At 69.5% G+C, this 24,116-nt stretch carries 16 protein-coding genes; 12 read left to right on the forward strand and 4 right to left on the reverse strand.

Annotation, left to right across the window (positions count from 1 at the left end; genetic code table 11):
* Window positions 1-41: 41 nt before the first annotated feature.
* Window positions 42-1,436, reverse strand: coding sequence for a transglutaminase domain-containing protein (locus QMK61_RS06545; protein ID WP_302071460.1), 1,395 nt, complete (start codon window positions 1,434-1,436; stop codon window positions 42-44).
* Between the two features lie 290 nt (window positions 1,437-1,726).
* Between QMK61_RS06545 and QMK61_RS06550 the strand changes: the two genes are divergently transcribed.
* From QMK61_RS06550 to QMK61_RS06580, 7 genes are all read left to right on the forward strand, one after another.
* Window positions 1,727-2,881: a DUF819 family protein gene (locus tag QMK61_RS06550; protein WP_302071314.1), complete on the forward strand. Its 1,155-nt coding sequence runs from the start codon at window positions 1,727-1,729 to the stop codon at window positions 2,879-2,881.
* Between the two features lie 16 nt (window positions 2,882-2,897).
* A complete protein-coding gene (locus tag QMK61_RS06555; protein ID WP_302071316.1) occupies window positions 2,898-4,307 on the forward strand; it encodes an SH3 domain-containing protein in 1,410 nt (469 codons plus the stop codon).
* A 61-nt stretch (window positions 4,308-4,368) separates the two neighbouring features.
* Window positions 4,369-5,472: a dipeptide epimerase gene (locus QMK61_RS06560; protein WP_302071318.1), complete on the forward strand. Its 1,104-nt coding sequence runs from the start codon at window positions 4,369-4,371 to the stop codon at window positions 5,470-5,472.
* A 10-nt stretch (window positions 5,473-5,482) separates the two neighbouring features.
* Complete coding sequence (locus QMK61_RS06565) at window positions 5,483-6,340, forward strand: MurR/RpiR family transcriptional regulator (protein WP_302071320.1); 858 nt, start codon at window positions 5,483-5,485, stop codon at window positions 6,338-6,340.
* 174 nt (window positions 6,341-6,514) lie between these two features.
* On the forward strand, window positions 6,515-7,288 hold the full coding sequence (locus tag QMK61_RS06570) for a hypothetical protein (RefSeq protein WP_302071322.1): 774 nt from the start codon (window positions 6,515-6,517) through the stop codon (window positions 7,286-7,288).
* Window positions 7,285-8,556, forward strand: coding sequence for a cation:dicarboxylase symporter family transporter (locus tag QMK61_RS06575; protein WP_302071324.1), 1,272 nt, complete (start codon window positions 7,285-7,287; stop codon window positions 8,554-8,556). The genes QMK61_RS06570 and QMK61_RS06575 overlap by 4 nt, the downstream gene beginning before the upstream one ends.
* A gap of 79 nt (window positions 8,557-8,635) precedes the next feature.
* Entirely contained in the window at window positions 8,636-9,757 is a 1,122-nt protein-coding gene (locus QMK61_RS06580; protein WP_302071326.1) for an FAD-dependent oxidoreductase, read from the forward strand.
* Between the two features lie 314 nt (window positions 9,758-10,071).
* Here the strand turns inward: QMK61_RS06580 and QMK61_RS06585 are convergent, their stop codons facing one another.
* Entirely contained in the window at window positions 10,072-11,298 is a 1,227-nt protein-coding gene (locus QMK61_RS06585; RefSeq protein WP_302071328.1) for an alpha-galactosidase, read from the reverse strand.
* 137 nt (window positions 11,299-11,435) lie between these two features.
* Here QMK61_RS06585 and QMK61_RS06590 point away from each other — a divergent pair, with 137 nt between their 5' ends.
* Window positions 11,436-13,307 (forward strand): sugar-binding domain-containing protein, encoded by a 1,872-nt coding sequence (locus tag QMK61_RS06590; protein ID WP_302071330.1) that lies wholly within the window; start codon window positions 11,436-11,438, stop codon window positions 13,305-13,307.
* 180 nt (window positions 13,308-13,487) lie between these two features.
* Here the strand turns inward: QMK61_RS06590 and QMK61_RS06595 are convergent, their stop codons facing one another.
* Both QMK61_RS06595 and QMK61_RS06600 read right to left on the reverse strand, forming a co-directional pair.
* Entirely contained in the window at window positions 13,488-14,756 is a 1,269-nt protein-coding gene (locus tag QMK61_RS06595) for a type II toxin-antitoxin system HipA family toxin (RefSeq protein ID WP_302071331.1), read from the reverse strand.
* Window positions 14,753-15,118 (reverse strand): helix-turn-helix transcriptional regulator, encoded by a 366-nt coding sequence (locus QMK61_RS06600; RefSeq protein ID WP_302071332.1) that lies wholly within the window; start codon window positions 15,116-15,118, stop codon window positions 14,753-14,755. Before QMK61_RS06600 ends, QMK61_RS06595 begins: the two co-directional genes overlap by 4 nt.
* Window positions 15,119-15,512: 394 nt before the next feature.
* On the opposite strand from QMK61_RS06600, the gene QMK61_RS06605 reads away from it, so the two are divergent.
* From QMK61_RS06605 to QMK61_RS06620, 4 genes are read left to right on the forward strand one after another with little or no spacing between them, the layout of a single operon-like run.
* Window positions 15,513-17,099 carry a TIGR02677 family protein gene (locus QMK61_RS06605; protein WP_302071333.1) on the forward strand — a complete coding sequence of 529 codons (1,587 nt, stop codon included), beginning with the start codon at window positions 15,513-15,515 and terminating at the stop codon, window positions 17,097-17,099.
* Complete coding sequence (locus tag QMK61_RS06610) at window positions 17,096-18,361, forward strand: TIGR02678 family protein (RefSeq protein ID WP_302071334.1); 1,266 nt, start codon at window positions 17,096-17,098, stop codon at window positions 18,359-18,361. Before QMK61_RS06605 ends, QMK61_RS06610 begins: the two co-directional genes overlap by 4 nt.
* A complete protein-coding gene (locus QMK61_RS06615) occupies window positions 18,358-22,497 on the forward strand; it encodes a TIGR02680 family protein (protein WP_302071335.1) in 4,140 nt (1,379 codons plus the stop codon). The genes QMK61_RS06610 and QMK61_RS06615 overlap by 4 nt, the downstream gene beginning before the upstream one ends.
* Complete coding sequence (locus QMK61_RS06620; protein ID WP_302071337.1) at window positions 22,494-23,801, forward strand: TIGR02679 family protein; 1,308 nt, start codon at window positions 22,494-22,496, stop codon at window positions 23,799-23,801. Before QMK61_RS06615 ends, QMK61_RS06620 begins: the two co-directional genes overlap by 4 nt.
* Window positions 23,802-24,116 lie beyond the last annotated feature (315 nt).

Here is a 24,116-nt window from a genome sequence, read left to right on the forward strand (position 1 = left end):
ACGTCGTCGATGCCATCTATGAAAAACGGTGGTTGGTCGAACTATCGGTGCGCGCTTCCCTGCGTCGTCGTCGTGGCGGGCGCCCCGACGGGCGTCCACGTGAAGCCGTAATGCCATTGGTCGTAGTAGAGGTTGCCGCCGCTCCACTCGACCTCGCCCCGCTGCGAATCCACGGTGTCGGAGCGGAAGTGGCGCTTGGCCGGTACCAGCGGCTGGCCGAAGTCGCTGTTGAAGGCGACGCGCCAGGCGTCCAGCCCGCCGAGGTAGAACCATTCCAGCGCGTCGTCACCGGGCTTCGGATGCGCGCCCGGGCGCAGCCGGCCGAAGGTGACGTCCATCGGCACCCAGCCGTAGGGGGCGAGGTAGAGCTGGCCCCAGTCGTGGATGTCGTCGTAGCCGCCGGGCGCGAAGATCGCGCCGGACTGCCAGCGCGCCGGGATCCCGTTCATGCGCAGCAGGGTGATCAGCAGCAGGGTCTGCTGGCCGCAGTCGGCGTGGCCGGCGTGCAGCGCGTAGTCGCTAATGTTGGGAATGGTGGAGTACTCGCGCGCGCCGGCCCACGGGATCTCGTCCACCGCGGCGAACAGCTTCTGCGCGATGCGGTAGGGGTTGGTCTCGTCGCCCACCACCTGCCGTGAGAACAGCCGCATCTGTTCGGTGAACACCACGTGCGGCGGGCGCTCGGCCACGTAGGGCGCCAGCTCCGGCGTGATCTTCGCCGGCACCACGTTCGCCGGGTCGATCACGTGGTACTGCGCGTCGAGGGTCAGCTCGTAGGTGACCGAGAACGCGGTGGGCTTGCCGGCCTGCGCGGTCTTCTCGAAGTACGCCGTGCGCTGCGGCGCGTCGGCCGGCGCGAGCTCGTGCCGCGCCGGCTCGCTGGCCACGTAGCGGATGTCTTCCTGCTGGCCGGGCAGCGGCTTCGGGTAGGGGATCCACGCGCGCACCACCTGTCCGGCCGGCACCGCGTCGGCGTCCACCGTCAGCGTCTGGGTGATGCGCACGCGGTGCGGTTCGACGCTGCTGCGCTGTTCCTTCAGGGCGGCGTGGCGCACCTTGCGGTGGTAGTCGTTGAGGGCGCCCATCGGGTCGTCGTCGAAGGGCGCGGGGTGCGCGCGCCGCATCGCGGCCTCGTCGCTGAGGCGGAACAGGTTGGAGGCGTCGCGCTTGAAGTACAGCGTGCGGCCGTCGATCACCATGTGCTCGAGCAGGCCGTGCGCGTCCCAGCGGCGGAATTCCTCGTCGCGCAGGTCGGGTATCTGCTGGCGGATGCGGGCTTTCAGCGCGTCCGCGTCCAGCGTGAAGTCGAGCGCGATGCGATGCATGCGTTCGCGCTGGAACAGCAGCGCCTGGCGGTCGGCGGAAGCGAGGCCGGGCGCGGCCAGCGCGCGACCGATGGCCGCGCCGGCGGCCTGGAACTGGCCGGCGTCGACCATCGCGGCGACGTCGGCCGGCGTCCCGCCGGCGGCCCGGGCCAGCGCGCACGGCGCGGCGAGCAAGGCCAGGACGAACAGCAGGCGCGACCCGTGGCCGGATGCCTGATGCGAAGCGGTTGCCACATTCCCCATGAGAAGACCCCACAATGCTTCCCGAAAGGGCTGTGTAGCATGCTTGCAATCGACGGTCAATAATTTATGCTTCTGTCATTTTTAGATGGAATCAAGTATTCCATTGCGGATGGAATGGCCCGCCGCCGCGTCGCGACGGGCCCCGACAAGGGGAAACGATGATCCACACGGTCTGGCCTTATCTCGCGGTGATGCTGCTGGTCGCCGGCCTGTTCCCGGCGATCGAGCGCTACTCCGGCTGGCGCCTGTTCAATGTGCTGCCGCCGATCGTGCTGACCTACCTGGTGGTCACCGCGCTGTCGGTGTCGGGGCTGTGGCAGGTGAACGCCGGGATCCACGCCGCGCAGGCCACGCTGATCGCGCGGACGATCCCGGCGCTGCTGTTCCTGCTGATGATCAACTGCGACCTGCGCGCGATCTTCGCGCTGGGGCCGCGCGTGCTGGCGGTGTTCGCCTGCACCTCGGCGTGCCTGTTCGTGGCCTTCGTCGGCACCTTCCTGGTCTACCGGCGCTGGCTGCCGCCGGGCGACGGCTGGATGCCGCTGGCGGCGCTGTCCGGCAGTTGGGTGGGCGGCAGCGCCAACATGGTGGCGGTGAAGCAGGCCATCGGCATGCCGGACTCGATGCTGGCGTTCTCGTTGCTCACCGACGCGCTGGGCTATTCGACCTGGGTGGTGGTGCTGTTCTCGGTCGGGCCGCTGGCGGCGGCGTTCAACCGCTGGACGCGGGCGAAGTCCAGCGGCGACCTGGTGGTGGCCGAGCGGCCGGCCACCGGGCCGGTGAAGTACGACCACGTGCTGCTGTGGCTGGGCGCGGCGCTGGCGGTGGGGTCGCTCTCGGCCTGGCTGGGCGGCAAGCTGCCCACGTCGAGCATGGTCTCGCCCACCACCTGGACGATCCTGCTGGCCACCGTCGCCGGCCTGGTGGTGGCGCACACGCCGCTGGCGCGCTTCCCCGGCGCTTCCACCATCTCCAGCGCGCTGCTGATCAGCGTGGTGGCGGTGCTGGCTTCGCAGAGCAACTTCCAGGGCATCGCGCAGGCGCCGCTGTACATCGTCTGCGGGCTCACCGTGATCGCGATCCACGCCGGGCTGCTGGTGCTGCTGGCGCGGCTGTTCCATTTCGACCTGTACCTGTGCGGCATCGCCTCGCTGGCGCACATCGGCGGGGTGGCGGCCACGCCGGTGCTGGCCGCCAGCTATTCGAAGTCGCTGGTGCCGGTGGGCGTCCTGCTGGCGCTGCTCGGCTATATCCTCGGCACCGGCTACGGCCTGGTGGTGGCCAGCGTGATGTCGCACCTGGCGGCCATGTAGGCGAAGGAGTGAAATGATGAAACGTCCGATGCTCGCGGCGCTGGCCTTCGCCCTCGCGCTGGTCCACGCGCCGGTGCCGGCGGCCGATGTGCCTGCGGCCACGCTGCCGATCCCGCCGCACGGTGTGCCCGGCGTGGGCGACGCGCAGCTCACCCCGCAGTTCTGGATCGGGCTGCAGGCACAGCCCGACCGGCCGATCCTCACCCGCGCCGCGATCGATGCCCAGAACGCCAAGCTGCTGCGGATCGATCCCTCGATGCACGACCTCGCGACGCTGCCCGCCACGCTGCCGCGCGCGCAGGTGGCGGACTGGATCGGGCGCCGGTCGAAGCGGCCCGCGCGCACGCTGTACGACGTGCACGGCCAGCCGGTGCCCGCGGCCACGCTCGACCGGCTGATGGATGCGGTGGCGCTGGACGCCATCCCCGCTCGGGTGACGGTGCGCTACGGCCTGGTGGTGCACCGCGCCGCGCTGCGCGGCTTCCCCACCACGCTGCGCGTGTTCAGCCGCCAGGGCGACACCGACATCGACCGCTTCCAGGAAAGCGCCGAGTTCCCCGGCACGCCGGTGGCGATCGTGCACGCCAGCCGCGATGGCCAGTGGCTGTTCGTGGTCAGCCCGCGCTACGCGGCGTGGATGCAGGCGAAGTACGTGGCCGAGGGGCCCAGGGACACCGTGCTCGGCTACGCCGCGAAGACGCCGTACCGCGTGGTCACCGGCGCCAGCGTGCGCACCGTGTTCACGCCCGAGCAGCCGGCGGTGTCGCAATTGCAGCTCGACATGGGCACGCGCGTGCCGCTGTTCACCGCGCTGCCGCCCGATGCGCCGGTGAACGGCCAGACCGCGTACGCGGCCTACACGCTGCAACTGCCGGTCCGCAAGGACGACGGTAGCCTGGAACTGGTGCCCGCCCTGCTGCAGAAGAACACCGACACCGCTTCCGACGACCTGCCGCTGACGCCGCGCAACCTGCTCACCCAGGCGTTCAAGTTCCTCGGCGAACGCTACGGCTGGGGCCATGCCTACGACGGCCGCGACTGTTCCGGCTTCGTCTCCGACGTGTACCGCAGCATGGGCGTGCAGATGCCGCGCAACACCAGCGACCAGGGCGTGAGCCCGGCGCTGCAGCACCGCCTGTTCACCAAGGCCGACAGCCACGAGGCGCGCGTCAAGGCGGCGCTGCAGCTGAAGCTCGGCGACCTGGTCTACATCCCCGGCCACGTGATGATGGTGCTGGGCCAGTGGCAGGGCCAGCCATGGGTGATCCACGACGTGCTGGGCATGAGCTACCGCAGGCCCGACGGCTCCACCGCTCACGTCAAGCTCAACGCCGTGTCGGTGACGCCGCTGCTGCCGATGCTCTACGGCAGCGACGGCTCCACCTTCATCGACCACATGACCAGCATCGTGCGCATCCGTCCCTGACGCGCACGGGAAGGCCGCCCGCCAGGGCGTTTCCGCACCCAGGACAAGAACAAGCGACCCCATGAAGATCACAGACATCCAGTTCGGCATGCTGCGGGTGCCGCTGAAGACGCCATTCAAGACCGCGCTGCGCACGGTCAACCAGGTCGAGGACATCGTGGTGATGGTGCACACCGACACCGGCCACGTGGGCTACGGCGAGGCGCCGGCCACCGCGGTGATCACCGGCGACACCCACGGCTCCATCGTCGACGCGATCCGCCACTACATCGCGCCGCGGCTGATCGGCCAGGACGTGGCCGACCTCAACCGGCTGACCCGCGCGATCCAGTCCTCGATGGAGAAGAACTCCAGCGCCAAGGCGGCGGTGGAGATCGCGCTGTACGACCTGTGGGGCCAGCTCTACGGCGCGCCGCTGTACAAGCTGCTGGGCGGCGGCGACCCCGTCATCACCACCGACATCACCATCAGCGTGGACTACATCGACAAGATGGTGGCCGACTCGGTCGCGGCGGTGGAGCGCGGCTTCGAGTCGCTGAAGATCAAGGTCGGCAAGGACATCGGCGTCGACATCGAGCGAGTCAAGGCGATCTACGCCGCGGTGGAGGGCCGCGCGCTGCTGCGCCTGGACGCCAACCAGGGCTGGACCGCCAAGCAGGCGGTCTACGCGCTGCAGACGCTGGAGGAGGCCGGCATCAAGCTGGAGCTGGTCGAGCAGCCGGTGAAGGCGCGCGACCTGGAGGGCATGCGCTACGTCACCGAGCGCGTGCACACCCCGGTGATGGCCGACGAGAGCGTGTTCGGCCCGATGGAAGTGATCGAGTTGATCCGCCTGCGTGCGGCCGACATCATCAACATCAAGCTGATGAAGACGGGGGGTATCTCCAATGCGGTGCGCATCGCCGACATCGCCGCCATGCACGGGGTGGAATGCATGATCGGCTGCATGCTGGAAACCTCGATCAGCGTGGCCGCCGCGGTGCACGTGGCGGTGGCCAAGGCCGACGTGATCACCAAGGTCGACCTGGACGGCCCCTCGCTGTGCCAGTTCAATCCGGTGGACGGCGGGGTGATCTTCAACGAGTCCGAGATCTCGGTGACGGATGCGCCCGGCCTGGGCATCCGCGAGATCCGCGGGCTCGAATCCGGCATCGCCGCGGCCTGAGGCGACGCCCATGTCGCCGCTGGTGAAGATCCGTTCCGAGCGCGACCAGATGTCCGCGGTGGAGCGCCGCATCGCCGACTACATCCTGGAGAACGCGCACCTGCTGCGCGACTATTCCTCGCAGCAACTCGCCAACGCGCTGGGCATCAGCCAGTCCAGCGTGGTGAAGTTCACCCAGAAGCTGGGCTTCAAGGGCTACCCCGACCTCAAGTACTCGGTGGGCGAGGCGATCGCCCGCGCCGACAACGGCGACGACGAGCAGGCTGCGGCGCAGCCCGGCGGCGAGACGGACGAGTCGCTGGCCGGCGGCCTGTGGCGGCGCAAGTCCGAGGCGGAGGAGGCGACCCGCCTGATCAACCCGCCGCAGACCCTGGCCGCGGTGGCCGAGACGATCGGTACCGCCGGACGCAGCGGCAAGGTGTTCATCATCGGCCTCGGCGAGGACGACATCCATGCGCGCGGCTTCGCGCTGAAGCTGTCGCTGCTGGGCATCCTCACCGTGCACAACTTCGACACCGCTCGGATGACCGCCAACGCCTCCGCCGCCGGCCCCGGCGACGTGCTGGTGGTGTTCTCCGAACACGGCAACCATCCGGCGCTGTGCAAGATCAGCCGCTACTTCCGCGAGCGGCGCGGGCAGGTGGTCAGCGTGACCCGGCACACCGCCAATCCGCTGCGCACGCTGGCCGACGTGGCGCTGCTGGTGTCGGCGCACGACGAGCGGCCGTACATCCAGCCGCTGCTCTACCAGTCCGCGCTGCAGCACCTGCTGGACGGCATCTTCGTGCGCCTGTGCGAGGGCGACGATATGCGCCATGCGCAATTGGTGGCCAACCTGGACCGCATCCAGCAGATGCTGGAGCCGTGAGTGGACGTCCGGACGTCCACTTGCGCCATGCCCTTGAGCCCCTCTCCCGTCGGGAGAGGGGTTGGGGTGAGGGTGCGGTTTCGCCGAGACGTTCGTCTCCGCCCGAACCCTCACCCGCCTGCCGGCACCCTCTCCCGAAGGGAGAGGGGTTCCTTCGTTGGAGGATTCCGCATCATGCGTAGCCGCTTCGCCACCTTGTTGATCGCCTGTCTCGCGATGTGCGGCCATGCCCTCGCTGCCGCCGACAACGCCTCCGCCGCCTGGTCCGATGTCCGCCAGATGGTGCTGGTCACCGTACCCGGCTGGAACACGGTGCAGGGCACCCTGCGCACTTACGAACGCAACGATGGCGGCGAATGGCGCCAGGTGGGCACGGCCGAGCCGGTGGTGATCGGTCACAGCGGTGCGGCCTGGGGCCTCGGCCTCAGCCCCGCGCAGCATGACGGCCCCCAGAAGCGCGAAGGCGACGGCCGCAGCCCGGCGGGGGTGTTCCGCATCGGCACCACGTTCGGCTACGCCGAGCACGCGGACACCGCGATGCCGTACCTCGCGCTCACCGCCACCGACTACTGCATGGACGTCAGCGGCTCACCGCTCTACAACCGCATCGCCGACGCAGCCAGGGTGGGCGCGGCGGCGCTGAAGGGTTCCAGCGAACCGATGCGGCGCGACCTGCATGTCCACGGCGACCAGGCCTACCGGCTCGGCTTCGTGATCGAGCACAACCCCGAAGGCGTGCCGGACCGCGGCAGTTGCATCTTCGGCCACCTGTGGAAGACGCCGCAGACGGGCACCACCGGCTGCACCGCGATGACGCCCGACAGCATGCGCCGCCTGCTGGCGTGGCTGAAGCCGCAGGCGCACCCGGTGTTCGTGTTGCTGCCGCAGGACGCGTACGCGCGCCTGCGCGACAGCTGGCGGTTGCCTGTCGTGCAGGCCGGCCGATGAGCGCCACCACCCGCGTCCTGCTGGGCCTCGCGGCCGGCGCGCTGTGCGGCCTGGCGCTGGCCGCCTGGGCGCCGGCGTGGGCGGACCGGGCGGCGACGATCGCCCAGCCGGTCGGCCACCTGTGGCTCAACGCGCTGCAGATGACGGTGGTGCCGCTGGTGCTGGCGCTGGTGGTGGTGGGCGTGAACACCGCCAGCGACGCGGCGGCCTCCGGGCGCGTCGCGCGGCGCACCCTGGTCGCCATCATCGTGGTGCTGGCGCTCGGCGCGGCGGTCGCCGCATTGCTGGCGCCGCAGGTGCTGGCGCTGTTTCCGCACAATGCGGCGCTGGGCGAGGTGCTGAGCGGCCACGCCGCGAACGCGCCCGCCGCGGCGCCGGGCTGGGCCGGCTGGTTCGAGGGCATCGTGCCCAGCAATGCGCTGATGGCCGCGGCGCAGAGCGCGATGCTGCCGCTGGTGGTGTTCGCGCTGTTCCTGGGCTTCGCGCTGACCCAACTGCAGCCGGCGCGGCGCGCCCTGCTGGTGGAGTTCTTCCAGGCGGTCGCCGACGCGATGATCGTGATCGTGCGCTGGGTGCTGTGGCTGGCGCCGCTGGGCGTGTTCGCGCTGATCCTCGCGGTCTGCGCCCGCGCCGGCCTGGGCATGGTGCGCGCGCTGGGCGTGTACGTACTCACCGAGATCCTGATCTACCTGACGGTCACCGTGCTGATGTTGCCGGTGGCGGTGCTGTGGGGCGGCGAGCGGTTGCGCCGCTTCGTGGTCGCGCTGGCGCCGGCGCAGGCGGTGGCGGCCAGCACGCAGTCGTCGCTGGCCTCGCTGCCGGCGATGCTGGAGAGCGCGGAACACCGGCTCGGCTACCCGCCGCAGGTGACCGCACTGGCGCTGCCGATGGCGGTATCGCTGTGCCGGCTCACCAGCCCGGTGCAGTACATCGTGTCGGCCAGCTTCATCGCGTGGGCCAGCGGCATCCACCTGGGGCCGGCGCCGCTCGCGGCGGGCGCGGCGCTGGCGGTGGTGATCAGCCTGGGCTCGGTCGGCCTGCCCGGGCAGGTCACCTTCATGGCCACCAACCTGCCGGTGGCGCAGGCGATGGGCGTGCCGCTGGGGCCGCTGGGCCTGATGCTGGCGGTGGACACGCTGCCGGACGTGTTCGCCACGCTGGGCAACGTCACCGCCGACCTCACCGTGACCAGCGTGGTGGCGCGGCAATCGCGCCGCGATGTGCCCGAAGCCGTTCCCCGCGGGCCGGAGGACGCCGGGCCCACGTGACTCCGCCGGTCGAACCCGCATGCCCCCACCCCACGGCCCTTCCGCGAGCGGCAAGGGCGGGCCCAACACGAGACTGAACATGCAAACGAATACCTTCGATGCCATCGTCATCGGTGCCGGCATGGCCGGCGCCTCGGTCGCGTGGTTCATGGCGCCGCATGCGCGCGTGCTGGTGCTGGAGCGCGAGGCCTGGCCGGGCGTGCATTCCACCGGTCGCTCGGCGGCGCTGTTCAGCGAGACCTACGGCTCGGCCCAGGTGCGCGCGCTCACCCGCGCCACGCGACCCTTCCTGGAGAGCCCGCCGGCCGGCTTCGCCGAGCATCCCATCCTCGCCCCGCGCGGCACGCTGGTGATCGGCTCGGCCGAGCAGGCGGAGAAGGTGCATGCGATGCACGCCGACTACGCGCGGCATACCCGCGACCTGCAATTGCTCGACGGCGCCGCGCTGCGCGCGAAGGTGCCGGTGCTGAAGCCGGAGGCGGCGCAGCTCGGCCTGTACGAACCCGGCGCCGCCGACATCGACGTCAACGAATTGCACCAGGGCTTCCTGCGCGGCCTGCGCCAGCGCGGCGGCACGCTGAAGACGGACGTGGCGGTCCGCGCGATCGAGCGCGTGCACGGGCAGTGGGAACTCGACTGCGGCGAGGCGGTGTACCGCGCACCGCTGCTGCTGGACGCGGCGGGCGCCTGGGCCGACGAGGTGGCGCGCCTGGCCGGGGTGGCGCCGCTGGGCCTGCAGCCGAAGCGCCGCACCGCCTTCCTGTTCGAGCCGCCGGCCGGGCTCGACACCGCGCGCTGGCCGTTCGTGCTCGACGCCGACGAGACCTTCTACTTCAAGCCCGACGCCGGCCTGCTGCTGGGCTCGCCCGCCAACGCGGATCCGGTGCCGCCGCACGACGTGCAGCCGGAAGACCTGGACATCGCGCTTGGCATCGACCGCATCGAGCAGGCCACCACGATGACGATCCACCGCCCGATCCGCAGCTGGGCCGGCCTGCGCAGTTTCGTCGCCGACGGCGACCTGGTGGGCGGCTTCGCGCCGGATGCGCAAGGCTACTTCTGGATCGCCGCGCAGGGCGGCTACGGCATCCAGACCAGCGCCGCGATGGGCGAGGCCTGCGCGCATCTCGCGCTGGGCCGCGCGCTGCCGGCGCACCTGCAGGATGCGGGCATCGACGCGGGGATGCTGGCGCTGCGCTAGCGCGTGCCGGGGCCTGTCCATCCCCTGTATGCGCTAATCTTTCCTCTGGGTAGGAGCGGCTTCAGCCGCGATGCCCTTTGGGCCTCCTGATCGGCGGCAAGGCTCCCGGCACATCACCGTTCGCCCTGAGCGTAGGCCCGCAGGGCCGGAGTCGAAGGGTGGCAGCCTGCGGGCGCTTCGACTCCGCTTGCTATCGCAAGCTACGCTCAGCGCGAACGGTTTTTGGGGCCGGACTTCGTCGCTGATCAGGTCAGGCTTTCGGGCGTCATGCCGAAGGCATCGCGGCTCGCTCCTACCAATCCCCGCATCCACACTCAGCCCGATGCCGCGCCGCCGGCCGGCCGCTGCCCCGGCCACACGCGGAACATCGCCACCGCGTGGGTAGGCACGTCGGCCTCGATGCTGCCATGGCTGGTGGCGTTGTGGTGCTGCCACAGGTCGCGCACGGTATAGCTCGAAGCGGCCTTCAGGCCGACCGCCGCGGCGCGGGTGGCGATGTGCCGCGGGCCGCGGCCGCGGTTGAGCAGGATTACCGCCACCGAGCCGTCGGACATCGGCTTGGCCCAGACGTCGGCATCGCCGTCGCGCTGCACGCGGTAGCCCTGCCGGCCGCCCCAGTCCTGGTCCACCGCGATCACCTCGCGGTTGGTGAGGATGGTGCGCACGTCCTTCGACATGGAGCGCAGGTCGTTGCCGGCGATCAGCGGCGCGTTGAGCAGGGCCCACAGGCTGAAATGCGCGCGGTTCTCGTCGTCATTCAGGTAGCCATTGCCCACCTCCAGCATGTCCGGGTCGTTCCAGGCGCCGGGGCGGGACGCATGCGACAGCGCGGCCTGCTGGTCGAGGATGTCCAGGATGCCCTGCGGGTAGTGGTTGGCCGGCTGGTCGGTGCGCCAGCGCGGGGTGATGTCCTGGGTGGTGCGCCACAGATTGCCGACCGTGGCGGCCCAGTCCCACGGCGACTCGTTGCCCCATTCGCACAGGCTGTAGACGATCGGCCGGCCGGCCGCCGCCAGCGCGTCGCGCATGGCGGCGTAGCGCTGCGGATAGGTCTCGCCGCGGTGGTCGCCGCAGTTGTCGTACTTGAGGTAGTCCACGCCCCAGCGCGCGAACTGTCGCGCGTCCTGCTTCTCGTGGCCGAGGCTGCCGGGATAGCCCGCGCAGGTGGTGGTGCCGGCCGATTCGTAGATGCCCAGCTTCAGGCCCTTGCGGTGCACGTAGTCGGCCACCGCCTTGATGCCTTGCGGGAACTTCGCCGGATCGGGCACCAGCTCGCCGTGCGGGCCGCGTTGCTTGAGCAGCCAGCAGTCGTCGATGTTGACGTAGGTGTAGCCCGCCGCCTGCATGCCGGAGGCGACCATCGCGTCGGCGGTGGCCTCGACCAGCCTGGCGCTGACGTCGCAGTGGAACGCGTTCCAGCTGTTCCAGCCCATCGGCGGGGTGCGCGCCAGGCCGTTGTCGAGCGCGTGCGCGGGGGCGCCGGCCAGCGCGGCCAGGGCCGTGGCCAGGATGATGGACGGGAGTTTTCGCCAGGCAGTCATCGGTGTTTCCTCCGGAAAGGTCCGCCGCCGTTGCAGGTCGGCCGCCACACCATGCTGGACATTTGTCTGACAATTGTCCACCCTCAGGGAGGACGGCGCCGGTGGCGCCGCGAATCGCAATCACGAGGAGAGGGCGGATGAACGGCAGCTTTGGGGTGCGGCGCGCATGCGCCTGTCTGGGTTCGGCCGTGGCGATGGGACTTGCCTCGGCGGCGATGGCGGCGCCGGACCAGGCGGCCACCTGGAGCGGCAAGGTGGCGCCGCTGGCGACGCCCTGGACGGCCGCGGTGTCGCCCACCAACGCCTGGCCCGACTATCCGCGTCCGCAGCTCGCGCGTCCGTCGCTGGAGCATCCGCAATGGATGAACCTGGACGGCCTGTGGCAGTACGCGCCGGGCGACGGCAAGACGCCGCCGCCGCCGTTCGGCAAGACGCTGGCGGGGAAGGTGCTGGTGCCGTACCCGGTCGAGTCGGTGCTCTCGGGCGTGCAGAAGCACTCGGACTACATGTTCTACCGCCGGCTGGTCGAGGTCCCGGCGGCGTTCACCGCGCACGGCCGGCACGTGCGGCTGAACTTCGGCGCGGTGGATTGCGAGGCCACGGTATACGTCAACGGCAGGGAGATGGCCCGCCATGCCGGCGGCTACACGTCCTTCAGCGCGGACATCACGCCGGCGCTGCGCGCGCACGGGCCGCAGGAGATCATCGTCGCGGTGCACGCGCCGGTGGACGGCGCCCACGTGATGGTCGGCAAGCAGCGGCTGAAGCCCGAGGGTATCTTCTACACCGCGGCCTCAGGGATCTGGCAGCCGGTATGGCTGGAGCCGGTGCCGGCCACCAGCCTGGCGCAGCTCAGCTTCACCCCGGCACGCAGCCTGGACGCCTTCACCGTGACCGCGCGGCTGCACGGCCGCGGTCAGGGTGCCATGCTGCATGTCACCGCCTACGCGGACGGCAAGGCGGTGGGCGAGGCCAGCGGGCCGGCTGGCCAGCCGCTGCGCCTGGCCATCGCCCATCCGCACCTGTGGAGCCCGGACGATCCCTTCCTGTACACCTTCAAGGCCACGCTGACGCAGGGCGATCAGCGCGACGAGGTGACCAGCTACGCCGGCCTGCGCACCATCGCCGTGGAGAAGGTGGGTGGCAAGAACCGCATCGTCCTCAACGGCAAGCCGACCTTCCTGCTGGCCACGCTGGACCAGGGCTACTGGCCGGACGGCATCTACACCGCGCCCACCGACGCGGCGCTGAAGTTCGACATCCAGAAGACCAAGGACCTGGGCTTCAACACCATCCGCAAGCACATCAAGGTGGAGCCGGCGCGCTGGTACTACTGGGCCGACCGCCTCGGCCTGATGGTGTGGCAGGACATGCCCGCGCTGCCCACCGGCAGCAACGACAAGCTCAGCGCCGCGGACAAGGCCCGCTTCCGCGCCCAGGTCACCGCCATCGTCGACCAGCTCAAGGGCGAGACCTCGATCATCGGCTGGATTCCCTTCAACGAGGGCTGGGGCCAGTGGAGCATCCCGGCCGCGGCCGAACTGGCCGCGCAGATCAAGCGGCTCGATCCCTCGCGCCTGGTCGATGCACGCAGCGGCGCCAACTGCTGCGACACCAAGGGCGACCCACACGCCGGCGACGTGATCGACGTGCACGACTACCAGGGCCCCGGCCTGCCCAGCCCGGACGCCACCCGCGCCGCCATCGACGGCGAGCACGGCGGCCTGACCCTCGGCATCCCTGGCCACGTCTGGCCCAACACGCCGATCAATCCCTACGGCGCGGTGAAGGACCGCGCCGCGCTGAACGCCGGCTACGTCGCCAACACCGCCGTGCTGCGCGACAAGGGCGTGCCCAAGGGCGTGTCCGGCAGCGTCTACACCCAGATCACCGACGTCGAGGGCGAGCACAACGGCCTGTTCACCTACGACCGCAAGGTCGAGAAGGTGGACGAGGCGCAGGTACGCGCGATCAACCAGGCGGTGATCCAGGCGGGCGCGCAGCCGTGACCTGGCATGCTGCGGACGGCTAGACGTCCGCAGCGGCGCGCCGGAGCCGTCGCCAGTACCGTCGTCGATCGACGGGAAATCCCCGCCAGCCGGGCCGCCCCGCAGGGGGCGTCATGGCGGCAGTGGCGTTGATCCAGACGAGGAGATCGAGGGCGATGTCGCACTCTGATATGGGCAGAGCTAGGGTCGTCCTGCGGACACACGAAACTCCGCATGGGCCGAGAAGGCGCCTGCCGTCAGGTTGATGTCGGCGCCTGCGATCCCCGCCCGGTGTGCAGCGTCCTGCCAACCATCGACCGCCGCTGCGACTTCTTCTACGACTTGCCGAGCCTGGTCGCTGCTGAGTCCGTAGAACATCGCCGTGCCGAGGACCGTTTCCAGACTCGGCCGGTTGTCTGCATCGTCGAGGTTCAGGACGTGCTCAGCCTTGTCGATGTTGGGGTTGACGTCGAAGGCGGGGGCCAGTCGCCACCCTGTCTCGCCCAGCACGAACCCGTGATTGCGGAGATGGTCGTCCCGGTTGCCGACCGCGACGTTGAAGGCAACGCGGCGAAACAACTGTGCCAGATCGGCGTCCGCGTGCGCAGCATCGCCCTGGGTACGCAGGAATTGCGCCAGTTCGAGGTAGCTGGTGCCTTCGCTGTGCTCCTTGCGGAGCAAGGTCATGGCCGAGGCATAGAAGCGCCGCCTGTCCTTCACGCGGTCGAATCGCCGGATGCAAAAGGTGTGGAAGTCGTTGTTCAGCCTGATCAGCCTGGCCGGCGGCACCTCCACGGCGGCCTTCCGGGCGAGGGTGTGCGCCACGTGTTCCCAAGCACCCACGTCCCGGTCGTCGTCCCGTGCGGGGAACTTGCCAATCCAGAGGGAGCCATCCGCTTCCGTGAAGTTGGCCTTCGGCCGGGCGCCACCGAGGGAAGCGCCGGGTGCTACCAGTACGGCCAGCCATTTCCGCAACGCGTCGAGATCGTCGATCCGGCGGCTGCTGAGTTGCCAGGCGACGGCCTCGAGTTCGCGCAGGGTGGTCACCGGCGGGGCCGCCATCTTCTCGTTGCCGAGGAAGGTCCCGGTACCTGCTCGGCGAAAGCGCAGCGCCCCTTGGCGCGTAAAGTCCTGCACGCCGATCAGGAAATCCCAGGCGTAGAGGGTACGGGGCGTCCGGTTCTCGTCCTTGGCCTGCAGCGCTTCGCGGCGCTTCATGAGGGTCTGGCCCCAGCGGTCGGGCGAGGAGTCCAGAAAGATGCCGAAGTTGCCGAGTTCCGGTTTCGGGAAGAAGGGGGATTCGTCGAGCGACAGGTCCGGATCGAGAGCGAAGGCCCGCGGGTCGTTCAGCCAATCGTGGTCGTAGTGGAAGCGGATCTGGCCGCGGTCATGCGCCAGCGTGCCGACTTGGCAGGCGGGGCCGAGGTCGCTGTCGAGCCACACTTCCAGCAGGTTGTCCGGCGGGCTCATGACGAGGGCTCCGTGTCGGGTGGCAGGACCGGATCAATGCGCTTGCCAGCGGCGCGTGACCGGCGCGCCGGCAATGGCGCCAGGGCCAGGTCCTGGAGCTTCCGTCCAACCTTGTCGTCGGCGGCCAGCGCTTGGAGGTCGTTTTCCAAACCGAGCACGGCCAGCACCCGGACGTAGGAACCCAGCGTCGCCCCGGGGTCGCCGGCTTCCACCTTGTACAGGGTGCTTCGCGAGATGCCGGCACGCTGCGCCACGACGGCGTTGCTCAGCTTGCGCCGCAGGCGGGCAAGACGCAGTCGCTCGCCTAGCTCGGAGAGCAGGCGTTGCTCTTGCGGGAAAACGATGGGCGGTTTGCGCGGCATTTCCGCTATTATAGGCTAAAGGATTGATATTTGTCCATAATGAAGAACCTGGCTTTGCCGGACTACCCATCACGCGGTATGCGTCGTTTCTTCTTGGCTTCAATGCCACAAGGATCAGCGCCTATCCGGTTGGGCCAAATGCGGTGCAATCGCATCGGGCCTCGGTCCAAGGCACGGCTGCTCGCACCACAGAAAGGGCTATGCATGCAGCCATGCATCGTTCCGGGCTTGCTTGGCGTGCGATCAGGAAGCGTGGATCCTGAATCGCCGGATGTGCTTGAAGTCGCTCGCCCAGCTTGACAATGTGTTCGGAAGAATCCGATTAGTACCCTATTCCGGCTGGTTCTCATCCGATGAGAACAGGGGAGTCGAGAATGGAACAACGAACAGGGGGATGATGATGGCCGATACGGGTCTGGCACTGGAGGAGCGCACATCGGGAGAGATGAACGTATCGGTTCCGGCATCGGCTGATCTGTTTCGCCACGTCACGGTGGAAAAGGCGGCGTTCTACCGCGCGATCATGGCCGTGTTCGCCGCGGCCAGACGCCAGTACCGCCTGCAGTTGCGCCCCGAGGAGGTGCTGGTCGAGGCGCATTGGCCGGGAACGCCGCCATCGCGCGAGGACGTGGCGGCGGCTCTGGCGCAGCTCACAGACTGGGGCAATCTGGAATCGCAGCCGGACATGGCGCGCAAGCAGACCCTGGCCGACTTCTATCGCGCCCACAACATCTACCGGTTGTCGCGAGGCGGCGAGGCGGTGGAGGCCGGATTGGAAGCATTCGCGCGCAATCTGCGCCATCGCGCCGAATTGCAGACGGTGGCGCTGGAGGACATCGACAGCAGGTTGCAGGCTCTGCGTCAATTGCTGGACGCTGCGCCGTCCGCCAACGACATCGACGTGGCCAAGGCAAACGAGATTTTGCGAGACTTGGTGCGGGTGTTCGAGGACATGACCGCGAACGCGCAGGCATTCATGGCCGGCGTGGCGCGCAGTCTGGAACTGCGCCAGGCCGACGCCACCGCATTGGTGGCTTACAAGCGGAAACTGATCGACTACCTGGATCGTTTCGTCTCCGATCTGATCCGTCGTTCCGATACCATCGCCCGCCTGTTGCACGGCCTGTCGGCGCGGATCGACACGGTCCTGGGCCAGGTGGCCGAGCGCGAGGCGCGCGATGCCGCGCCGGGCGATGCGGAGGGCCGGAGCGATGAGGCATTGCGTCATCTGGCAGTGTGGCGCGAACGCTGGAAGGGCCTGCGGGGCTGGTTCCTGAGCAGCGGCAACGAACCGCCGCAGGCCGAACTGCTGCGCGCTCGCGCCCGCGCCGCGATTCCGCAGTTGCTGGGCGCCATCGCCGCCGTCAACGAACGGCGCAGCGGCCGTAGCGACCGTTCGGCCGATTTCCGTGTGCTGGCGCACTGGTTCGCCGCCTGCACCAGCGACGGCGATGCCCATCGCCTGGCGCGCGCGGCCTTCGCGCTGCATCCGGCGCGGCACTTCTCGTTGGACGCCGCCGGCGAGGGCGAGGTGCCCGTCAGCACCTCGTGGCTGGATGCGCCGCCGCTGACCATCAATCCGCGCCTGCGCGAATACGGCGAAGCCGCGCCGCGCGGGCCGCTGGCGAAGATCCGCGACCGCAGCCGCGGGCGCGAACTGATGGCGCGGCAACTGGCCGAGGAATCGCGCCAGGTCGAGGCCGCGCGCCGGCGCCTGGCGACCGGCCGCCCGACCCGGCTGTCGGAGTTGGGTGAACTCGATCCGCATGCCTTCGGCCTGTTCCTGAACCTGCTGGGCGAAGCCCTGGCTGCGCAGGACGATCCCGAGCAGCCGGTCGATCGCCAGACCGGCGACGGCCTGCTGCACCTGCGCCTGGAGCCGCTGGCGGCGGACAGTCGCGCAGAGATACGAACGCCGGCAGGCGTGTTCTCGGGTCGCGATCACCTGCTGACCATTCGGCCGATGCGGGCATCGGCATGAGTGCGCGTCCATCCCGCCGGTCGCGCCCGGTCGGCGAATGGCAACAGGCCCAGCAGCAGGACGAGTTCCGCCGGGCCCTTCGTGCGCTGCTGATGCGCCCGCTGATGGCACCCGCGGACCCGGAGTTTTCCGCCGTGCGGCGCCAGGCCGAACGCCTGCGAGACTGGTTCGCGCGCGAGGCCGGATGGCCCCTGCAGGTCGATCGCGAAGGCGCGCGCCTGTACAAGCGCCCGGCCGACCTGTCCGATCCCAGCCGCGGCCTGCCTGACTACGACCGCCGCCGCTACGTGCTGCTGTGCCTGGCCTGCGCGGTGCTGGAGCGAGCTGATCCGCAGATCACCCTGCAACAGATTGGCGAGCGTGTGGTGCAGCAGGCCGCCGATCCCGCGCTGGAAGCGCAGGGATTCAGCTTCGTGCTGGACAGTGCGGGCGAGCGCCGCGAACTGGTCGCGGTCTGCCGCACCCTGCTCGAATACGGCGTGCTGGAACGGGTGGCAGGCGAGGAGGAAAGCTTCGTCCGTGAAGGCACCGGCCAGCAGGCCGATGCGCTCTACGACGTGCAGAGGCGCTTGCTGGCCGGCTTGCTGGCGGCGGTGCGCGGCCCGTCCACCTGGAGTGCGGGGGAAGCGCCGATCGATCTGGACGCGCGCCTGCACGCACTGGTGGCCGGGCTGGAACTGGACAGCGAGCAGGCTCGCCGCGACGCGATGCGCCATCATCTCGCGCGTCGCCTGCTCGATGACCCGGTGCTGTACATCGACACGCTGGACGAGGACACCCGCAATTACTTCATCAACCAGCGTGGCCCGCTTGCCACACGCCTGTGCGAGGCGACCGGGCTGGTCGCCGAACAGCGCGCCGAAGGCCTGGCGCTGGCCGACCAGGGCGGGCAGTTGACCGACGTGGCGATGCCCGCCGAAGGCACCGACGCCCACGTCACCCTGCTGGTGGCCGAGCATCTGGCTGCGCGCCTGCGCCAGGCGCGTGCGCCGATACGCGCGGATGCGGACGAGATCGCCTTGTTCCTGCGCGATGCCACCGGTCGCTACGGGAAGTTCTGGCGCAAGTCGGCGCGTGCGCCGGGCGCCGAGCGCGAACTGGCCAATGTTGCCATCGGCCGCCTGCATCGTCTGGGCCTGCTGGCGTGCGATGGCGTCCGCATCGAACCGTTGCCGGCCATCGCCCGCTTCGCCCTCGGACAGACCGAGGTGCGCGATGCCAGCGGTGTCACATCCCTGTTTTCCGAAGACACCGCTCCATGACCGAACACCCGATGTTGCCCCAGTCCTCCCCTCCGGCGCTGCCCGAACCGCAGCGCGAACGCTGGCAGCCGTTGCGCCTGGGGCTGGTCGAGCTGTTCCACTATGATAGCGAGGAGTTCTGGTTCCACGATGGTCACCTGCTGCTGCGCGGCAACAACGGCTCGGGCAAGTCCAAGGTGCTGTCGCTGACCCTGCCGCTGCTGTTCGACGCGCAACTGCGTCCGTCGCGGGTCGAGCCCGATGGCGACGCCGGCAAGAAGATGGCCTGGAACCTGCTGATGGGGGGGCGCTACGAGCGCCGCATCGGCTACAGCTGGATCGAGTTCGGCCGGCGCGATCCGGACGGCCACGCCCGCTACCTGACCCTGGGCGTCGGTCTGTCGGCAGTGGCCGGTCGTGCACAGGTGGAAAGCTGGTTCTTCCTGCTCGAAGGGCACGGCGACGCATCGGATCCACGCCTGGGGCGGGATCTGTGGCTGACCACCACCGATCGCCATGTGCTCAGCCGCGAACGGCTGCGCGAGACGATCACCGGTCGCGGCCTGATGTTCGAGAACAACGCGCAGGGCTATCGCCGTGCCGTCGACGAGCGTCTGTTCCACCTCGGCACGCAGCGCTATGCGGCGCTGATGGACACCCTGATCCAGCTGCGTCAGCCGCAGCTGTCGAAGAAGCCGGACGAAGGCGGTCTGTCCAACGCCTTGAGTGAATCGCTGCCGCCGCTGCCGGTCGACCTGCTGGGCGATGTCGCCGAAGCGCTGAACCAGCTGGAGGAGGATCGCAACCAGTTGCAGGACATCCAGCGCATGGAGCAGACCGTGACCCGGTTCGAGCAGCGCTACCGGGTGTATGCCGGCATGCTTGCCCGCCGCCAGGCGCGCGAACTGCGCCAGGCCCAGACCGGCTTCGACAAGGCCAGCGAGGCGCGAAATCGGGCACAGGCCGAATCTGAGGCCGCGTTGGCGATCAGTCAGGAGACTACCGCCGCTGCCGAGCGGGCCAAGCAGGTCAGCGTGGCGGCGCGAGAACACCTGGAAACGCTGCAAAGCGACCCGGCTAATCAGGATGCCAACCGTCTTTCGCGCGCCGAGGAAGACGCCCGCCAGCGTCACGGTGAAGCCCGCGCCACCGGCAAGCGCAGCCTCGACGCGCAAGCGGCGCTGCAGCGGGAAAGCGAACGCAGCCGGCAACGCGCCGAATCCGCCGTGCAGGCGCGCATCGCACTGGAAACCCGCCGTGCCCAGGCCTTCGATCGTGCCGCGGCAGTCGGTTTGGGCGACGAGTTCGTCGCCCACCCGCTGTTCGCCGCCCCGGTCGATGCCCTGGCCACGGAGACGCTGGCCGCCACCGATGGCTTGCGTGAAGCGACCCAGCGTCGCCACCAGGACATCGGCTTGCTCCGCCGTCGCCATGCCGAGATCGACCGGCGGAAAACCGTCGTCGTCGAGCGGCGGAACGCCATGCAGCTTGCCCTTTCCGAAACCGGCGACGCCCTGGAGCGACGCGAACAAGCCGATCGCGATGCCGAATCCGCCGGCGAATCCCTGACGCAGGCATGGGCCGGGCATTGTTCCACCCTGCATTACCTGCGCCTGGATGCCGACGAGCCGTTGCGGCAACTGGCCGACTGGGCCGCGCGCCCGGACGGCGACAATCCGGCGCAGGTGGCGCTGCATCGCGCTTGGCGGACCGCCCTGCAACATCATGCCACGCGCACGGCGGAACTGGATGCACAGCGCCAGACGCAACGCCAACGCCGCAGCGAACTGGACGCCGAGCGCGAACGCCTGCTGGCCGGCGAAACCGCCAGCCCGTCACCACCGCCGACCCGCGCCGTCGATGCGCGCGTAGGCCGCGCCGGTGCGCCACTGTGGCAGGTGGTGGACTTTCAGCCGCAACTGGATGTCGACGAGCGTGCCGGGCTGGAAGCCGCGCTGGAGGCCAGCGGCCTGCTTGATGCCTGGTTATCGCCGCAAGGCGAACTGGTCGGCGACGATGGACACGTCCTGCTCGACAGCCAGTGGCAGCACCGCACCGCGGTGGCCGGCGCCCGCCTGTCCGAGGCCCTGTTGCCGACGCCGCCGGACGATTGCGGCGTCACGGCCGACACCATCGCCACGCTGCTGGCCGGCATCGCCTACGGGTCACAGGATCGCTCCGAGGCCGAAAGCTGGCTGGCGCCGGATGGGCGGTTCCGTCTCGGCGCCCTGGCCGGCGCGTGGGCCAAGCCTGCCGCCCGCTACATCGGCCATGCTGCGCGCGAACGCGCGCGCCGCGAACGGCTGGACGCCATCGCCTTCGAACTTGTGCAGTTGGACGCTGCCGATGCGGAACTGGCGCAGCAGTTCGAAAGGCTGGCGACCGAACGCGAGGGCGGCGAGCGCGAGTGGCTGGGTGTGCCGTCCGACCAGCCGTTGCGCGAAGCCATCGCTGCTGCGCTGATGGCCGCAGGCGAGGTCGAGCGCGCCCGCGCCCGGCTTGCGCAGGCCGAACAGCGCAGCTGCGATGCCGAGGGTGAACTGCACGAAGCGCGCGAACAGCTGCAGCGCGACGCGACCGATCTGCATCTCCCGGTCGAGGCCGAACGCCTGCCGGAGGTCGAATCGGCATTGCAGGGCTGTCAACAGGCGCTGGTCGATCTGATCCAGGCCGCACGCGACTGGCAGCGTGCCTGGCCCGAACACCTTGAACAACAACAGCGGGAAATCGAGGCCCGGAACGCCGCCGAAGAGGCCGAGGAAGCCCGCATCGTCGCCGAGGCGTTGGCCGGGCAGGCACACAGCCACTTCGAGACCTTGCGGCAATCGGTCGGCCAGAAGGTCGAGGCACTGCGCGCCCAGCTGAGCGCCGCGCGCGATGAAAGCAGGCATGCCGACGGAACATGGGATCGATGCCGCGATGCCGCCAGCGAAGCCGGCAAAGTTCATGCGATCGCCAGCGCCCATGCCGAACAGGCGGAACAAACGCTCGCCGAACGCATCGCCGTCCGCACGGAGGCGGTCGAACGCTTGCGGCAGTTCACTGCCAGCGGCCTGCTGGCCTCGGCCTTGCCCGAACAGGAACTACCGGCGCAATGGAGTATCGATCCGGCCCTGAACCTGGCGCGGCGCATCGAACAGGCGCTGGCCCGCATCGACGACAACGAGCAGGCCTGGACTCGCGTGCAGAAGCAGATTTCCGAGGACCTCGGCGAACTGCAGCGCGGCCTGGGCGCACTCGGCCACCAGGCCATATCCGAACCCAACGACTTCGGTCTGACTGTTTCCATCCAGTACCAGAACCGTGCCGAGCGGCCGGACGCGCTGGCACGCCTGCTGGCCGAGGACATCGCCCAGCGCAGCGAACTGCTCTCGGCCAGGGAGCGGGAAGTGCTGGAAAACCACCTGCAGGCCGAGATCGCCGCCGAGATCCAGCGGCTGATGCGCGCCGCCGACGAACGCGTCAAGGCGATCAATGCCGAACTGTACAAGCGCCCGACCACAACCGGCGTGCGCTATAAATTGAAATGGGAGCCGCTGTCGGTCGAGGAGGGCGCGCCGCTCGGGCTGGAGCAGGCCCGCGAACGCCTGCTCAACACCAGCGCCGACCTGTGGTCGCCCGAAGACCGGCGCACGGTGGGCGAGATGCTGCAGCAGCAGATCGCCGCCGAACGCGCGCGTACCGATGCCGTCGGCGGCAGCCTGATCGACCAACTGGCCCGCGCGCTCGACTATCGCCACTGGCACCGCTTCCGCATCCAGCGCCTGCAGGACGGGCAATGGCGCAAGTTGTCCGGCCCGGCCTCCAGCGGCGAGCGCGCACTGGGCCTGACCGTGCCGCTGTTTGCCGCCACCGCCAGCTTCTATGAGCACGGCGGCAGCCGGCTGGCACCCAGGCTGATGCTGCTCGACGAAGCCTTCGCCGGTATCGACGATGCCGCCCGCGCGCATTGCATGGGGCTGGTGCGCGAATTCGACCTGGATTTCGTCATCACCAGCGAACGCGAATGGGCCTGCTATGCCGAGCTGCCCGGTGTGGCGATCTGCCAGCTGCAGCGTCGCGAAGGCATCGACGCGGTGTTCGTCTCGCGCTGGCTGTGGGATGGCAGCGCCCGTCGCGTACAGGACGATCCCGACCGCAGGTTCCCGCCCGCATGAGCGCCACGGCCGATCCGCGCCTTCAGCGCCTGCTCGGTGGCCCGGAACTGGCCGCGGTGCGCCAGCGGCTGCGTCGCCGCTTCGAGCAGGTCGAACCGGATGTTTCTCTCGAGTCCGTACGCCTGGACAAGCTCGATCCGGACGCACATCGCGCGCTGTGCCAACTCAGCGGGCGTCCGTCGCGGCTGTCGCGCTCGATGACCCTGGACATCGCCGATCTGGATATCCGCCTGCGCGCTGCCGGTCTGGCCGATTCGCTGCGCGACGCGCTGGAGCGACTGGAAGGTCCGATCGTCCCGCATGCTCGATTGCGCAGGGAACACGAAGCCCGATGGCGGGTGGTTGCGGACGCTGCCGGGCCGATGCTGCGCGCCTGGCTGACGTCTTCGCCCGCCGCGGTCGGCTTGCTCAAGCGGCTGTCGCGCGATCCCGAACGCGGCGCCGGCCTGCTGGCCGCCGCCGATGCCGTACTCGCTCGCCTGCCGGCCGCAGGCATGCCCCGTTCGCAATTGGCTGCCGAAACCCTGGGTGATGCGCACGCGCTGGATGCCAGCAGGCCAGTGGCGAGCCTGGTGCTGGCGGCCTGGCGCCACGGGGAGCACCGGGCCGGTGACGAGCGGGCCGGTGACGAGCTTTCAGCCGAGGCCGATCCTGCACAGTTGGACGAATCTCCTGCCACCGGCCAGGAGGCTGCCGCCGAGCGTCTTCGGGAGGTGTGGGCGCGTGTCGGCGTGTCCGTCAGCGAACTGGCGCGCCCCGCATTGTTCCTGAACCTGCCGATGCCCGTTGGCGGCCGCTACGCCTGGATCGCGGGCGAGCCCGACTACCTGTCGTTGCGGCAATTATTGCGCCAGCCGCCGACCTGGCCGGTGGCCGGTTGCCGCGTCCATGTCTGTGAGAATCCTGACATCGTCGCCATTGCCGCCGATCGTCTGGGCGCGAGCTGTGCGCCGCTGGTCTGCACCGACGGCATGCCCGCTGCCGCGCAGCGCATCCTGCTGGATCAGTTGGCGGCCGCCGGGGCGCGGCTCTGCTATCACGGCGACTACGATTGGCCTGGCATCGGCATCGGCAACTTCGTCATGCGGACCTGGCGAGCTTCACCGTGGCGATTCGGTGCGTTCGAATACCGGGCGGCCGTCGGGCAGGCGCCGTCGCGCTCGCGCGATTTGGGCACAGCCAGGATCGAGGCTCTCTGGGACGCTGAACTGACCGCGGCGATGGAGGAACATGGCCTGGTCCTCGCCGAGGAGGCCGTCGTGGGGCAATTGCTCGATGACCTGCGTCAGGATGCCGGCGGTTGAACGATAGCAGTGCCCGTGGCGAACGGGGGTGTCTCGTCGAAGCTTGTGCACAAGCGGATGGGCAGTCTCGTGTTCATCCTCGCCCTGCCTGGGGTGGTCGAGCCGGATGGCGCGGCGGACGTTCAACTCGGTGTGGCGGGCCAGGTGCTGGTACAGGTGGCTGAGCAGTAGTTGCTGGAACGCAGCGTCGAGAAAGTTGACAGCGACGCATTTCCTGGTCGACACCGCTGCAGCCATCAACCAGGCTTCGCTCACCACGTCGTCGTATGCGTACTGGTTCTTGTGAAGGCCACAGGGCATCAGCGCATGCGCGTC

It is taken from the genome of Fulvimonas sp. R45, from assembly GCF_030504985.1.
GTDB lineage: Bacteria > Pseudomonadota > Gammaproteobacteria > Xanthomonadales > Rhodanobacteraceae > Rhodanobacter_A.